This window comes from Magnetococcus sp. PR-3 (assembly GCF_036689865.1).
GTDB lineage: Bacteria > Pseudomonadota > Magnetococcia > Magnetococcales > Magnetococcaceae > Magnetococcus.
In genome coordinates this window covers 496,245-511,361 of sequence record NZ_JBAHUQ010000001.1, presented here as the reverse complement: position 1 = coordinate 511,361, position 15,117 = coordinate 496,245, and the positions used below count along the sequence as shown (strand labels likewise).

General features: G+C 54.2%; 8 protein-coding genes. 6 read left to right on the top strand and 2 right to left on the bottom strand.

The window, feature by feature from the left end; genetic code table 11:
* Window positions 1-178: 178 nt before the first annotated feature.
* Window positions 179-3,202: an ATP-binding protein gene (locus tag V5T57_RS01490; protein ID WP_332889378.1), complete on the bottom strand. Its 3,024-nt coding sequence runs from the start codon at window positions 3,200-3,202 to the stop codon at window positions 179-181.
* 46 nt (window positions 3,203-3,248) lie between these two features.
* On the bottom strand, window positions 3,249-4,568 hold the full coding sequence (locus tag V5T57_RS01485) for an ABC transporter substrate-binding protein (protein WP_332889377.1): 1,320 nt from the start codon (window positions 4,566-4,568) through the stop codon (window positions 3,249-3,251).
* Between the two features lie 1,166 nt (window positions 4,569-5,734).
* Between V5T57_RS01485 and V5T57_RS01480 the strand changes: the two genes are divergently transcribed.
* From V5T57_RS01480 to V5T57_RS01455, 6 genes are read left to right on the top strand one after another with little or no spacing between them, the layout of a single operon-like run.
* Complete coding sequence (locus V5T57_RS01480; protein ID WP_332889376.1) at window positions 5,735-6,481, top strand: SapC family protein; 747 nt, start codon at window positions 5,735-5,737, stop codon at window positions 6,479-6,481.
* A 41-nt stretch (window positions 6,482-6,522) separates the two neighbouring features.
* Window positions 6,523-8,208: a TolC family protein gene (locus tag V5T57_RS01475; RefSeq protein ID WP_332889375.1), complete on the top strand. Its 1,686-nt coding sequence runs from the start codon at window positions 6,523-6,525 to the stop codon at window positions 8,206-8,208.
* The gene (locus V5T57_RS01470) at window positions 8,205-9,038 is read left to right on the top strand and encodes an efflux RND transporter periplasmic adaptor subunit (protein WP_332889374.1); all 834 of its coding nucleotides are present in this window, start codon (window positions 8,205-8,207) and stop codon (window positions 9,036-9,038) included. Before V5T57_RS01475 ends, V5T57_RS01470 begins: the two co-directional genes overlap by 4 nt.
* Window positions 9,038-10,894, top strand: a complete 1,857-nt coding sequence (locus tag V5T57_RS01465; protein WP_332889373.1) for an efflux RND transporter periplasmic adaptor subunit — start codon at window positions 9,038-9,040, stop codon at window positions 10,892-10,894. The genes V5T57_RS01470 and V5T57_RS01465 overlap by 1 nt, the downstream gene beginning before the upstream one ends.
* A complete protein-coding gene (locus V5T57_RS01460) occupies window positions 10,891-13,053 on the top strand; it encodes a hypothetical protein (RefSeq protein WP_332889372.1) in 2,163 nt (720 codons plus the stop codon). The genes V5T57_RS01465 and V5T57_RS01460 overlap by 4 nt, the downstream gene beginning before the upstream one ends.
* Window positions 13,050-14,990: a preprotein translocase subunit SecA gene (locus V5T57_RS01455; protein WP_332889371.1), complete on the top strand. Its 1,941-nt coding sequence runs from the start codon at window positions 13,050-13,052 to the stop codon at window positions 14,988-14,990. Before V5T57_RS01460 ends, V5T57_RS01455 begins: the two co-directional genes overlap by 4 nt.
* Window positions 14,991-15,117 lie beyond the last annotated feature (127 nt).

Here is a 15,117-nt window from a genome sequence, read left to right as displayed (position 1 = left end):
CCGTTTTTATCGCTGTTGTCTGGATCTGAAAAGTGGCTTTGACCTAAAGCCAAGCTTTTTGGGTCCGGTTCTCTCTCGGGAGTGGGATCTACCCCTAAAGCCCCCTGTTTTCTCCTGCTGTGTATTGAAGCCCCTTGATAACACAGTTTGTGCCTGATCTCTGTTGCCCGTGGACAGGTTAGCGGTTCGGGGCTGCCCCATCCAGCATACCGATGGCGCGGATCAGCCGGTCCAGCTCTTGGCTTAATACCACCCTTAACGTGGGTTCATGTGCCAACCCATGTTGCGCTATCGCCTCCTCCAGCATCTGCGCATGCTGCTGCATCACCACCGCACCCACGTTGGCGGCGTAACCCCGTAGACTATGTACCAAACGTATGGCTTCTTTATGGTTTTGCTGCTGGTAGGCCAGTTCCAGCTCTTGCTCAAAGGAGCTGAAATCTGTGGGCAGTCGCATGAATAGCTGTTGATAAAGGGCCCGATCCCCCATTAAGCGCTTCACGGCTATATCCTGTTCAACACCTTCTATGTCGGGCAGTGTGAACGAAGGGGGGGGCGGAAACGCGAGCTGTGCGACAGACGAGGCTTCGACGCCTGCTGTAGAGGTTGGCGGAATCCAGAGTGTCAGGGTGTCGAACAGTGTGTGGGTATCCAGGGGTTTGGGGATGAGGTCATCCATACCAGCATCAAGGCAGCGATTTTTCTCATCCGAGGTCAGGCTGGCTGTCATGGCAATAATGGGAAGATCCTGCCACTGAGGTTGCTTGCGGATGTGGCGTGTTGCTTCATACCCATCCATTTGGGGTAATTGAATATCCATCAAAACCGCATCATAACGCTGTTTGGGCAGTTGCGCCAAAGCCGCAGCCCCATGTTCCGCCAAATCAACATCTATCCCCCCCCGTTGGAGCAGGGTCATGACCAGCTCCTGATTAACCGGGGTATCTTCCACCAGCAAAATCCGCGCACCTTTAATGGGCTGACCCAGTATTTTTGGGTTAGCCAGGGTTGTGTGCTGGTGGGGGGCGTGGGGGATGCTCAGACCCATGACCTGCTGCAGTGCCACCATTAACTCAGAAGGGGTAAAAGGGGAGGGTAGATAACGGTGGCGGTGTTTGGTGCCCTCCAAAGGACCGATCAGAGATTGGGGCGGTTGTGTTGAGAGTTCAACAATCCCCAGTGTGATCTCCGTTTTTTGAACCAACGGTTGGAACGGTTGCGGGTGCTGTTGTGCCTCTATCAGCCAAAGGGTCGGGGGCTTAGGCTGTTGTGTTAACCATAGCTGCGCCTGATCCAGCGTTTCGTGACCATAACAAGGTAGCTGAAATGCGTTGAATAGATCCAACAGATAGTTACGGGTTTTACGGTCAGAGTGAACCACCCGTATAGGCTGGGGTGGGGTGGGCAAAAGTGCTTGCCCGTGTTGGGCCAGGGTGCGTGTATTTGGTGGCTGTTCAAGTTCAAGATAAACCTCAAAGCGGCACCCTTCACCCAACTGGCTGGTGACCTGAATCTCTCCCCCCATAAGTTCAATCAACTGGTGGCAGATGTTTAAGCCCAAACCCGTGCCGCCATAATGGCGAGCTGTGGTGCCCTCTGCTTGGGAGAAAGGGTCGAATAGATGTTGCTGATGTTCGGGGGCAATGCCAATGCCTGTATCGATAACCTGAATCTTTACCCCTAAGCGATGCTCGGTCTTTTTAACCACCTCTATGGCGAGCTCAAGGGCGCCCTGCTGGGTGAACTTAACGGCATTACCCAGTAGATTCATCACCACTTGGCGCAGCCGGGTGGGATCTCCCATGACACAAAGGGGTAAGTTTGGATCAATGGTTAGGTGAACGTTTAACCCTTTTTTATGCGCTTGGGGGGCGAGCAGTGCGGTTGTCTCCCCCAGTAGTTGTTCCAGATTAAAGGGGGTGGATTCCAGCACCATTTGATTGGCTTCAAGCTTGGAAAAATCCAGAATTTCATTGATGATCTCAAGCAGGGTGCGGGCGGCGGTATGCGCTTTGGATAGATAGTTGTGTTGTAGGGTGTTCAGGTGGGTTCCCAGGCACAGCTCCGTCATGCCGAGAACCCCATTCATGGGGGTGCGTATCTCATGGCTCATTTTTGCCAAAAAGGCACTTTTAGAGCGGTTGGCCTGCTCTGCAGCCTGTTTTTCCTGCTCCAGCAGCAGTGCCCGTATGCGAGCCTGTTCGGCCTCTTTTAGCGCCTCAATCTGGCGGTGAATGGCGTTGCGCATGTTGAGAAAGCTATTGGCCAGCGTGCCCAGCTCATCCGCTCGTTGAATATTGACCGGGTGGGTTAAATCCCCACGAGAAAAAGCGTCGGCACTGTTTTTTAGGCTCTGTAGCGGTTGTACAATGGTGCGCATAGAGACCCAAGAGATGGCAATAAACAGCAAGACAAAAAACACCCCCCCTTCAACCATCCGGTTAAAAGTGATCTGCTCAATCCGGCTATCTTGGTTGTGTTCAATTAACTCAATGGTGCGATGCAAACCCTGTTCGGCCCGCTGACGCAAAAGGGCCAGGCGATGGGTCTGGTAGTGGAATACAATCAGCCCCAGGTACTCCCCTTGGTCTCTAATCTCTTGTTGGATCCGTTGACTATCCGGTGGGGGGGCGATCGGCGCCTTTAAGCTTTGGATCTGCCCCTGGCTGTTTTGATGAAACCCTGCGTAAAACTGCCCCTCCCAGTCCAGAATTTCAATACTCACAACCTCACTGCTGGAGAGGATGGTTGAGGCGGTTGTGCGGATATAGCTACGGTTGAGAAGCTGAATAGCTTTTGGAATAAAAAAACGGGATTTCTGTTCGAGACAGCGGGTAATCTGGGGGGCTTCAGTCGTCTGAAAACAATCCTTAAATCCTTTAATAACCCGCTGGTTTGCAACATGGCTGTCATCTTCTATGGCGCTAATGGCGTTGAGTAATGGTGGGCGGACCATCTTGGTTAATAGCGCCAGCTGGGGTTGTAGCGCGGCGACCAGCTGCTGCTCAATATCTTGAATCTGCTTGGTCAGTAGGGTGCGCTGGTTGGCGATCTGCTTGGCCCCCTGTTGGGTGAGGGCGTTGCGTGCCAGATGAACGGTGAGGGTGTTGCCTGTCATAAAAATCAACAGGAGTACCAGGGAGAAACTGATCAGCAACCGCGAGACCAGGCTCTCGTGCCAGTATCGAAAGTAGCTGCGCATGGGGTTGTTTCTCCCTCAATATTGATCACTGGGTTTTAAGTGGGCATTACCATTTTTCGGTGCGGCGCAAAGCGTTGAGCTCCTGCTCCAGCTGGGCTAAAGCGTCGGCGGCCTTCTGTTTGCCTGAAAGAATAGAGTGGACTGCTTTATGAAATTTGCGCGAAACCTTGGGGTACGCACGGGCGGTACGCTTGGCTGGGCGAGCAACCCCGTTGAGTAGGGCTGTTTTTAGGGCCCCCATAAAAGGGCGCTCCTGCTTGATGATGGCATCGTCATAGAGTGTTTCAATGGTGGGGCTGAACGAATGACGCATGGCATGCATTTTCTGTGGGGCATAGTCGGTCAGTTGCTGGACTAAGCGGGCCGACAGTTCAATGTTCTCTGAGTAGCGGGAGACGGCCAAACTCATATCCCCCAATGTACCCGAGTGTTTGCCTGTCTCCCCGCCCTTTGGCAGAGGAATAACCCCAACCTTACCTCGTATGGGGGAGTGTTCATCATTTATGCGTGCCCAGATCTCCATCCAATTTCGCATAAAGACGGCATGCCCAGCACGGAACTGCTCGGTGTTTTCCATCTCTGTGTCGTGTAGAACCGATTTGGGGGAGATAGCGCCAATCCAGTCACGGGCCATCTGCAAAGCCTTGATCGCTTGTGGGTTGTTGATGGTTACCTGACCGGTGGCATCATCCACGATGGTACCGCCGTGGTGTGAGTCAACCCACTCCAAGGCATTGCAGGTCAGCCCTTCATAGGCTTTGCCTTGCCACAGGTAGCCTGCAAGTTCAGGGTGGTTAGGCTGTTCTAAACGCACGATCTCTCGGGCAATATGGGCCATCTGCTGCCAGGTTTGGGGCGGTTCAAAGCCGTGTTTTTCCAGCAGATCCTTTCTGTAAAACAGTAACCCTGCGTCTGTAAATAACGGCAGGGCCAGCAGGTGGCCTTGGGCATCGGTTAAGTTGGCGATGATGGGCTTAAAGTGCTGGTTAATGTTCTGTTCCGGGATATACTCACGAAGATCAACCAGATGTTTGCCCAGTACGCCGGGCCAGATGGTATCCATTAAAATGAGATCAAAATCACTGCTCTGCGCAGCTAAGATTTGGCGATACAGCCCCAGCAGATTATCGGACAAGCGCCCCCCTTCATAGAGCTTGACCGTGTGGCCCTGTGGGTTGGCCCACTGGTTGGCTGTCTTCTCAAAACTTTGGCAACCCCAGGCTGTACAGCCGATATGCAGGGTTTCACTGTGTACAGGCTCTGCGGTTGTGAGGAGTGTGAATAGACCGATCCATAAGAGGGCCGCTAGGCTGCCACACTTGGCTTGGAGCATGTGAAGGGGCGACAGAGGTGTTTGGTCAGGCATGTCATGCTCCGTGATCTTTTAAGATGGTCATAGATCGAAGTTGTGCGTTGTTTACGTCAAAAAAGCCGGATAAAGGCATTCTAAAAAAGTGGGTATTTTAACCATAGACCCGCCGGATGGCCCCGCGCCTGATAACCAGGGATAGAGCGGGCGGTAACATCCGCGTGATGTAACCCTTGTCAGGGCTTTAGCCTCACCTGAGGATGTCGTGTCATGGGGCTATGTGGTTAAAAATAAAACAGTCATGCACCACCGGTTTTTTAGTGGGGGTGTATGCAGAACTGAAGGTTTTTTTGAGCATGTCCTGCAAAACTACAATTTTTTATCGACCCGTCAGATGGGTTCATATCGATCAATGCTCAGGTTTTTCCTTAAGGGCAAAGCCGCCATTTAGGTCGTTTTTTGGGGGGGCTAAGATCTGCAGGAAAGTGTGTTTAATACGCTAACCTGTCACTTGTTTTGTCCGTAAAAAGATCCCATTTTATCCTACGAAATTTCCATTCTGAACGTCTGCTTAGGCTGGTGTCTCTTCTGCCAAATGTCAACTAAATCTCATGGTGTTGAGTGTGGTTGAGCCTAAAAACATGTCGCGTGTTAATGTGCTGTTTATGGCAGTGTGGTTTTATCATTTTTAATATTTCATGATGGATGAAAAAAGCTGGCATGGGGGTGCTGTTTTTCCGCAACTAACATGGGGGAAAATGGTATTATGTTTGGTCACTAATAATTTGAGTTGCATAGCCCCTCTTCAGGGTGTTCACACACGGTGTGTGGGGGTATTTATGACGCACCGATTTTAAGCCTCTGAATTTAGGGGGCTGGAGCTGTTGTTGGATGGCTCCTATGTTTGTTCGATCCATGTATTTATAGCGGCATAAAGGGACAGACGGGGGCCGTTTGCAACAGCATCAACCCAGTAAAACCTATGGTTGAAAGATCTCTAGGTGAGATGGATGGTTTGTTCATCCCCTATTCGGTATACACGCTTGGTGCCAGCTTTGTATCAGTTGATCGGGTTGGGCGAGGGCTTTTAATGGTTTTTCTTACTTTTCGGGTGTGACGACCCAGCTTGAATATCTGCCCTCTCTACGACACTGGGTTTAGGGTGGGTTGCTCAAGGATCGGTGTCCGTCCATGTGAATTTTAGTCAACATCAAGGAAATGCAATGTTTGAATCTGTCGTCCCAATCAACAAAGAGCGTCATGGACAAAAGCGGGTACGTAATACCAACGATTTTGGTTTTGCCTCCTCTTTTCACGTCGCTTCGATCACGCTGCACGAAATGGCCCGCGCTGCAGCGATTTACCCAGTGGTGTTTTTAGAAGATACCGATAAAGACAGTTTTCGCCCGGTGGTATTGCTTGGCCTAGAGGCAGGCGAAAACCTGTTTTTGAATGAAGAGGGCAAGTGGGACGCCAGCTATATTCCAGCCATTATCCGTCGTTATCCTTTTGCCTTGGCTAAAGGGGGCGATGACCGTTATGTGGTGTGTGTGGATGAAGCCAGTGACCTGCTGAGCGATGATGAGGGACAGCTGCTGTTTGATGAAGAGGGGAACGCCACCCAAGTTGTGGAGAATGTGCGCCGCTACTTAGGTGAGCTGCAAATGCTCGATCAGGTAACCCAGGAGTTCACCGCCTTTTTGACAGAGAACAACATGTTCACCCCGTTGAACATGCGGGTTAATGCCAAAGAGGGCGTGCGTAGTATCTCTGGTTGTTATGTGATCAATGAGGAGCGTTTAAACAACCTCACGGAAGAGAAGTTTATGACCCTGCGCAGTAAGGGATTCCTCCCTGGTATCTACGGGCACTTGATCTCACTGGCTCAAATTGAGCGGTTGATCAGTATGAAAAAAGGATCCGCTGATCCCCAGGTGAATGACGTAGCTGATCAAGGTTTGACAGCATAATTAAAGATCTGCATCTCCCTTCCAGCTGGGTAGAGGACACCATGAGCGACCGACTTTTTGTACCGATAAAACCCCTCATCGTTTTGGGGGTGGGCGTGGCAGTGGGTTTCACCGTTATCACCACACCTGCTTGGTGTGGTGAGATCGATAACGCACCTGAACCCGATCCGCCGATCGTCGCTGAAATGGCTGACTTTGCCAAAACACCTGGCTTATTCGAGCTGGTTAAGGCCTTGCCACTTTTTGCTCAATTGAGTGGCACGGAGAAAGAGGCGACCACCACCGTTGTGGATATGCCTCACGCTCCGGTCTGGCCAGAGGGGGCTTTAACCCTGGAAGCACTGGTCAAAGCGTTGCGCCAGCGTAACGTTAATTTGCAAAGTGGCCGGTTATCCAAAGATATTGCGGAAGCCAGTATCTTAAGGGCTCAGGGGGCTTTTGATACCCAGCTGAGCGCCTCGATCTCCCGTGTGCATACCGAAGAGCCCAACAATATTGAAGAAAAGACCACCCGCTACACCTCGGTTTACGAGAGTGACAGTACCGATGTCTCGTTGCTGCTTAGCCGTACATTTGAAACCGGTGTTAAGGTTACCGCTGAGCTGAGTCAAAGTCAGTTAATGACCAGTACCATGCGGGTGTTGGATGCCACAGAGCCGGATAACCACCGGGTGGACTATTCGCTCAGTCTGAACCAACCCCTGTTGAAGGGGGCGGGTAAAAGTGTCACGACCATTCCGATTCAGGTGGCCAAAATTGGTCAGGATGTGGCGGCTTTTACCTATGAGGATACCGAGTCCGTCACCATTGCCCAGGTGGCCATGATCTACTACGACCTGCTGTTGGCACAACGCAAAGTAGTGGCTTTTGAAGAGAAAATTGCCATGGGTAAGAAGATGCTGACCATGGCCAACAAGCTGCGCAAAGAGGGGCGTTTGGCCGACGCTGATGTATGGGAGGTTGAAAATGCGCTGACCCGCTTTGAAAGTGCCTTAAGTGAGGCCCACCAAACCCAGCGTGAAAAGAGCAACACCCTACGTACCCAAGTGCAGTTCGCTCTGGATGGCAACGATGGCATGTTGCAGGTAGACGAGACCTTGATGGAAGATTTTCCTCAGGTGCCTGCATTTAAAGAGAGTTTGGACGTAGCCTTAAACCAACGTTCGGACCTTAAAGCCAAGCATTTGGAGCGGGCACAAAAAGAGAAGCAGCTCTCTTACGCCAAGAACCAAGCCCTGCCACAGGTTGATTTTCAAGCCAAGTATGGCCGGAGTGGGCTGGCTTATAACCGTTGGAACGCCTATGGCGAATCCAACGGTATTGACCCCAGCTGGACGGTTGGATTATCGGCCAACTTAAATTTGGAAGGTAACCGCGAAGCCCGTGCGGATGTCCTAACAGCGCGTATTCGGTTGGATGAAGCCAAGTTGGCCATTAAGGGGTTAGAGGTCTCCATTGCCAATGATATCCAGACCACCCTCAAGGCCCTGGGCCATACCAAGGCCCGTTGGCAAAAATCCTTGACCGTGGCCGAGCGGGAGGCCAAACGGGCGAAGATGGAGATGAACCGGTTTAATGCAGGGCGCAGTGATATGCGTGCCGTGCTACGACAGCAAGAACGGGTTATTGATGCCAAGTCACTGGTCACCGAGCAGCAGGTGGCCACCATGAAAGCACAAACCATGTTCCAAGCCGCCCAAGGTGCCCTGGCGGAGCTTTACCGTTGAGCCCCACGGGCATCATAAGCCGTCTCTTTGGGCTGCTGGTGGCGGTGGTGCTGCCCCTTAGTGTCTGGGCGCAAGGCGGCCACCCGCAGATTTTGGGTATTACCAAAGCGTGGCAAAGTGCCCAGCTTAGTCTGGTGGTGGGGGGGCGTGTTGAGCAGGTTGAGGTTGAAGAGGGCGCCATGCTACAGCGTGGTGATCTGATTCTGCATCTTAACCGTATTCGTGAACGTTTGGAGCTGAAGCATCAAAAATTGGTGCTGGCAGACCGGGTACGTTTGAACGCATTGGCACAGCGGCGCAAGACACTAAAAGCCCAGGTTGCCCAAGCCAAAAAATTGCTGGCGAGTGGTGCGGTTTCCACCAAGCAAGTTGAGGATGAAGTACTGGCCCTGCAGGCGGTTGAAGCGGAGTTGCAGTCACTTGTTTTAGAAAAAAAACGGCAACAAGTTGAGCTGGAGATGGCCCGTAATAGCTATGAACAGCGTCATTTGCGGGCACCCTTTGCTGGGGTTGTTACCAAAGTCTTGGCCCGTGTTGGGGAGAGTATTGCCCCAAATGAAGCTGCGGTGGAGCTGGTGAATGTGGACCGGGTACGCTTTGTGGGGACTTTTCCTGCAACTCAGGGTAAGGCGATGTTGCAGCGCGGGGAGCGGGTAACCTTGGTGTTGGGGGTGGGTAACGAGCGTATTCACCGGGAAGCTTCCGTGGTTTTTGTCTCCCCCTTGGTGGATTCAGCCAGTGGTTTGGTTGAGTTTGCCGCCGCGTTTGATAATGGCGATGGTTCGATTCGTCCAGGTCTCTCTGGTCATGTTGTGCGTCAGGAGCCGTAATGAATTGCTCTGTCCAACAGGTTGCTCCGTCAGAGGTTGAAGTTGCAGAGGGCCATGGGGCGAGCCTCTCTGATCTCTTGACTTTTGAGGGGGCGGTTGAGCAGTTTTGGCCCGCCTACTTGGCAGGGGCTAACACGGCCTTAATGGCCCGGAAAGTGATGTTGCTGATCCGCTCTGAGGTCCAGCCATGGCAGGGGGTGTTGACCTCACCACAGCGCGCAACTTTTGAGGAGTATGATGCCGCCGATTTGTCCCAGTTGGCGGATCAGGCGCTGGAGCGTGCGCTTCCCATGCCGGGTGGGGAAGATCAACCCATACTGGCCTTGCCGTTGGCAGCCTCTCCCGATGGAGAGCGGCCCCATGCGGTTCTGATTTGCTGGCTCTCCCAGCCTTTTGTATTTGATGCCTCATCCCAGGCCCTGACCTCGCTGGTTATGACCCTGCCAGCCCACTTTATGACCCAATATAGCCAGCGTATGGCGATGCCCAGGGATGCCGGGGCGGAACGGTTATTCGAAATTTTACAGCTAAGCGCCAGTTTAAGCCGCCAACCGCGGTTTATGCGGACCGCCTTTGATCTCTGTTCTGAGTTGGCGGTTCGGTTTGAGTGTGCACGGGTCTCCCTGGGCTGGGTGGATGGGGATTACGTTAAGTTGGTGGCGGTCAGCCATATTGAAAAATTTGATACCAAAACCCAGGCCGCGAAAGAGATGGCCTCCGCCATGGAAGAGGCGTTGGATCAATCCTGCGTGGTGAGTTTTCCGGCACGGGATGGCGACCGGGTTGTTAACCGAGCCCATGAGACCTATGTAAAGCGGTTTGGCGAGGGCAGTGCCAGCTCCATCCCCATCCACTGGGGTGAGCAGACCATCGCCGTGCTGCTGGTTGAAAAAGGGCTAGAACCCTTAACGACGACCGCGGTTTGGGAACTGGAATTAACCACCCAGGCTTGTGCCTATCAGCTACAGCAGGTGCGGGCCAGTGACCGTTGGTTTGGGGCTCGCTTTTGGCACAGCTTCCGCCAAGGTGTGCGTGCTCTGTTTGGCCCGGAACAGGCCATGTGGAAGCTGGTTGCGGTACTTTTTTCCTGCACGCTATTTGGGTTGATTGTGACCCCTTGGAACTATCAGGTTGATGTTGGGGCTCAGCTACGTAGCCAGGATCTGCTGTTCATGCCCGCGCCCTTTGATGGCTTTTTGCACAAAGTGCATGTGGATGTGGGGGACCGTGTAGGTCAGGGGGAGGTTTTGGCCACCCTGGATACCCGTGATCTCAAGCAAGAAGCGGCCATGGCGACCTCAGAGATCGTGCGCTACAAGCGGGAGGTAGAAAAAGCCAACGCCTCGCGTAAATTGGCAGAAATGCAGATTGCCCTGGCCCGTTTGCAACAGTCTGAAGCACGGCTGGCCCTGGTGCAGTACAGGCTGGACCATGCCCACTTGAGTGCCCCCTATGACGGTATGATCGTAGAGGGAGATCTAAAAACTCGGTTGGGGGCGCCGGTTCGTCGCGGTGATCTGCTCTTAAAACTGGCCCGGACCGAGAATATTTATCTGGAACTTGAAGTGAGTCAGGCCGATGTACACGAGCTGAAACGTGGGCAGATGGGGGAGGTCTCTTTGGTTGGGCGTCCCGATCAACGGTTTGAAATGTCCATAGAACGTATTGACCCCATGGCCACCCAACGGGAGAACCGCAGTGTCTTTTTGGCCCGTGGGCAGATTGTGGGCGAGGCACAAGAGTGGTGGCGGCCTGGTATGGGGGGGAATGCCAAAGTCTCTATTGAAGATCGGCCTTTGATCTGGGTTTTGAGCCATCGCACAGTGAACTTTCTTAGGGAGTTGTTCTGGCTATGAGCGGGGGCAAGCAACAGGAGCGGGTGTTTAGCGATGCATGGTATCGCGTAGCCGAGGTTCGTGTTGCGCTGCGCCATAGTGTGCGGGCCCACCGGCAGCAGTTCCAGGGCGAAGTCTGGGTGGTGCTGCGGGATACCCTGAGCAGTGACTGGTATCGTGTCTCCATGGCTGGTTACCGTTTTTTGTGTCGTCTCTCTCTCTTAAAAACTGTGGAGGAGGTGTGGCAAGCCTCTTTGGAAGAGGATGGTCAGGATGCCTTAACCCAGGAGGAGGTGATCCACCTGCTGGGGCAAGTCAACCTTTCCAACCTGCTTCAGTATGACCGGGTAACCGCTGGGGCCAGTCTGTTTGAACGCTACCGAAAGCGGCGTAATAAAGAACGGGCAGCTTTGTGGATGGGCTTTTTGGCCATCCGTATTCCACTGCTGGACCCTGATCAGGCTCTGGAACGTTCCAAAGGGTTGATCCGGTGGTTTTTGGGGCCTTGGGGTATTGCCCTCTATTTGGGGTTGCTGGCGACCGCCTTTTTCTCACTGATCACCAGTGATACCCCGTTGTTTGAACAGAGTGCCGGTATTCTTGCCCCCGGTAATTTGGTACTGCTCTACGTGGGGTTTGTGGTGGCCAAGGTGGTCCATGAATTGGGCCATGCAGGGGTGTGTAAGCACTTTGGCGGTGAGGTCCACCGCATGGGTGTGATGATGCTGCTGTTCGCCCCTTTGCCCTATGTGGATGCCTCCGCCAGTTGGGGGTTCCGCTACAGTTGGCAGCGTATTTGGGTGGGGTTGGCCGGGGTGGTGGCCGAGTTGGCTGTGGCTGCGGTGGCGGCCATTGTGTGGGTTCATACCGCACCGGGTACCCTCAATGCACTGGCCTATAATGTTATTTTTGCCGCCAGTGTCTCGACGGTGTTGTTTAACTTAAACCCTCTGCTGCGTTTTGACGGCTACTACGTTTTATCGGATCTGCTGGGGGTGCCTAATCTGTTTCAGCGTTCGCGGGATCAGCTGAAGTTTTTGGCACAGCGTTTCATCCTGCGGCTGCCGGATGCCCGCCCTGCGGCGCAAAACCGGTGGGAGGTTCTGTTACTCCCACTCTACGGTACTTTAAGCCTGATTAACTGGGCCTTTTTAATGTGGTCCATCATCTTTTTTGTGGCGGGTCAGTATCTGGAATTTGGCATCGCCATGGCCTGGATGCTGGGCATTATGATGGTGGTGGTGCCACTGGTAAAACTGGTTCGCTACCTGGGGTTTAGTACCCAGTTGGCCCGTTACCGGGGACGGGCGGTGGGGATCTCTAGCGGGTTGTTGTTGGTGACCCTGGGGGTGCTGGGTAGTGTGCCCATGCCAGACCGTATGCGGCTTGATGGTGTGGTTGAGGCTGAAGCTTTTCGCCCTGTGCGCAGTGAAGCGACTGGACGGATAGCCCGTGTTATGGCGCAGCCAGGCACCAGGGTAGAGCGTGGGCAGCTGTTGTTGGCGTTGGAAAATCCACAACTGGCCGTTGAGATGCGTGCTATCGGGGCCCAGTTGACTCAGTTAAAAGCACAGGCTCTATGGGCCATGACCAAGCAGATGGCCGACCTGCAGCCCATTGAACAGCAGCAGGAAGCGTTGGAACAGCATCTGGCCGATCTGCAAAAAGAGCACGATGCCCTGTTGGTTCAAGCCCCCATCGCCGGTGTGTGGTCGGTCCCCGATGAGGAGGCCACCAAAGGGCGTTGGGTGGCCCGTGGGGATGCCATTGGCCTGTTGGTGCAGCCCGATCAATGGCGTTTTGTCGGGGTACTGCCGCAGATCGGTTCTCACCTGTTTGAGCATGCGGTCAACCAGGCCGAGGTGCGTATTCAAGGGCAGGAGAATAAGAACATAACCACCGTGCAGGTCGATGTTATTCCCCATGAACATGGGGTGCTACCCACACCCGCACTGGGTATGCCCGGTGGCGGTAAGATTGCGGTGGATCCCATGGATCCCAACGGGATGACGGCGGCAGAGCCTTTTTTCCGTATTCAGGCCAAGCTGCCGGATGGTGGCGATGTGCAGTGGGTTCATGGCCGTTTGGGGGTGATGCGGTTGACCTTGAATAACCGTCCTTTGTTGGAGCAGTGGGAGCGGGCCTTGCGGCAGTTTCTCCAACGGAGGTTCCGGGTATGAACGGTTATTGGGCACTGGCAGAGCCCAGTCCCCTACCCAAGGGGGTGGAGGGCTGGCTACACAGCATGCATGGGGTTTGGCGGAGCCGCCCCCAGTTAAAAGGGCAGTTGCGGCGTATGGCACACACCTGTTTGCAGCGCTGTAACGCGTTGGCAGACCTGGACGACGCCACCTTGCAGGCCCAGTTGGTGACCACACGGATCGCCTTTCGTCTGCAATCCCCCATGACGGGGGAGGCCTTGATCGATGGCCTGGCGCAGGTTGGGGAGATGGCGTGGCGCCACCTGGGTAAGCGCCCTTATTTGGTGCAGTTTATGGGGGCTTTGGCGCTCTACCGGGGTTGGTTGGCGGAGATGTCCACCGGAGAAGGCAAGACCTTAACCGTGGGGCTGGCGGCGGTCTTGGCCGGGTGGGAGGGGCGACCTTGTCATGTCATTAGTGCCAATGACTACCTGACCGAACGCGATGCCGAGCAGATGCAGCCGCTGTTGGAAGCCTGCGGGTTGACGGTGGCCAGTGCAGGTGGAGAGCTTAGTCCGGAAGAGCGGCAGGTACGCTATGAAGCGGATGTCGCCTATGTGACGGCCAAGACCCTGCTGGCGGATCATCTGCGGGATCAACTGGCGGATGGCAAAGGGGTTGGGCGCGATAAGATGGCGTTTCAGCGCTGGTATCGTCACGACCTGGGAGAGTCTCTACCCAACACCCTGATGCTGCCCCGGGGGCTGCATAGTGCCATTATTGATGAGGCCGACAGTGTCTTGATTGATGAAGCGGTCACCCCCCTTATTCTCTCAGCACCTCAGGAGGTTGAGGGCCTGCACGATGCGGTGAAATGGGCCGAAGAGGTGGCGGAAGGGCTGCGAGAAGAAGAGGATTACCAGCTGGATATCCGCCATCGGCAGGTCACTTTTTTATCCACCGCCATGGAGATGATGGAGGCCATGGCTTGGCGGTTGGCCCCCGTGTGGCGCAGTGCGGTTAGGCGACAGGCCTTGGTGCGTAACGCTTTAAGTGTGCGTCATTTTTTTCAGCCTGGACGGCACTATTTGGTGGATGAGGAGAAGGTGGTGTTGCTGGATGATGCCACCGGGCGTATGACCCCTGAACGCTCACTCTCAGCTGGGTTGCATCAGGCCATTGAAGCGTATGAAGGGCTACCGTTAACGGACCCCAACGCCTCTATGGGGCAGATGAGTTTTCAGACTTTTTTTCGTCGTTTTGCACGGTTGGCGGGTACCACCGGTACAGCGGCTGAGGCCGCTCGGGAGCTGTGGAATATCTACCGTTTGACGGTGGTTTCCATTCCAACCCATCGGCCCCCCCAGCGGCAAGTGGCACCACCACAGATTTTTTCTACCGCTGAGGCCAAGTGGCAGAAGGTGGTGGAAGAGGTGGCCAGACAGCATGCGCTGGGTCGGCCGGTACTGGTGGGGGTGCGCAGTGTTCATACCAGTGAACATTTGGCTCAGCTCTTGGCAGAACAAGCGCTGACGGCCCAAGTGCTTAATGCGCAACATCATGCGCAGGAGGCTGATATCGTCGCCCTGGCCGGTCAAACCGGTGCCATTACCATTGCCACAAACATGGCTGGACGTGGGACCGATATTGCCCTGGATGATCATAGCCGCAGCCTGGGAGGGCTGCATGTAATCATTGCTGAGTGTAACGATTCAGCCCGCATTGATCGGCAGTTGGTTGGGCGTTGTGGGCGGCAGGGTGATCCGGGTAGTGCGGTAAGCTTACTCAGTATGGATGAAGGGGTGTTCAAGCGTCAGATGGGGACCCTGGTACGGCAATCCATGCGGATGATGGGGCGTAAAGCGTGGAAACGTGGTGTGCAGTATGTGCAAAGTCGGGCAGAGCGGATGGCTTTTCATCAGCGTCGCTCGGTGATGGAAGCGGATGTGTGGTTGGATAGCGCTCTTCCGTTTTAGTTGTTGTTCTTATTGTAAGAAATATGAATGCGTACCACCCTTCGTTCGGTTTTTGGCGAAGTGAGGATTGGTTGCTGGTACGGCGTGTGTAGGCCCATGATGGGCCTGCGTTGCCATCTTTTGGTGT

What these genes read in the sequence shown, in the direction of transcription:
- V5T57_RS01490 (WP_332889378.1), bottom strand. Translation starts at nt 3,202, where the DNA reads ATGCGCAGCTACTTTCGATACTGGCACGAGAGCCTGGTCTCGCGGTTG.
- V5T57_RS01485 (WP_332889377.1), bottom strand. Translation starts at nt 4,568, where the DNA reads ATGCCTGACCAAACACCTCTGTCGCCCCTTCACATGCTCCAAGCCAAG.
- V5T57_RS01480 (WP_332889376.1), top strand. Translation starts at nt 5,735, where the DNA reads ATGTTTGAATCTGTCGTCCCAATCAACAAAGAGCGTCATGGACAAAAG.
- V5T57_RS01475 (WP_332889375.1), top strand. Translation starts at nt 6,523, where the DNA reads ATGAGCGACCGACTTTTTGTACCGATAAAACCCCTCATCGTTTTGGGG.
- V5T57_RS01465 (WP_332889373.1), top strand. Translation starts at nt 9,038, where the DNA reads ATGAATTGCTCTGTCCAACAGGTTGCTCCGTCAGAGGTTGAAGTTGCA.
- V5T57_RS01460 (WP_332889372.1), top strand. Translation starts at nt 10,891, where the DNA reads ATGAGCGGGGGCAAGCAACAGGAGCGGGTGTTTAGCGATGCATGGTAT.
- V5T57_RS01455 (WP_332889371.1), top strand. Translation starts at nt 13,050, where the DNA reads ATGAACGGTTATTGGGCACTGGCAGAGCCCAGTCCCCTACCCAAGGGG.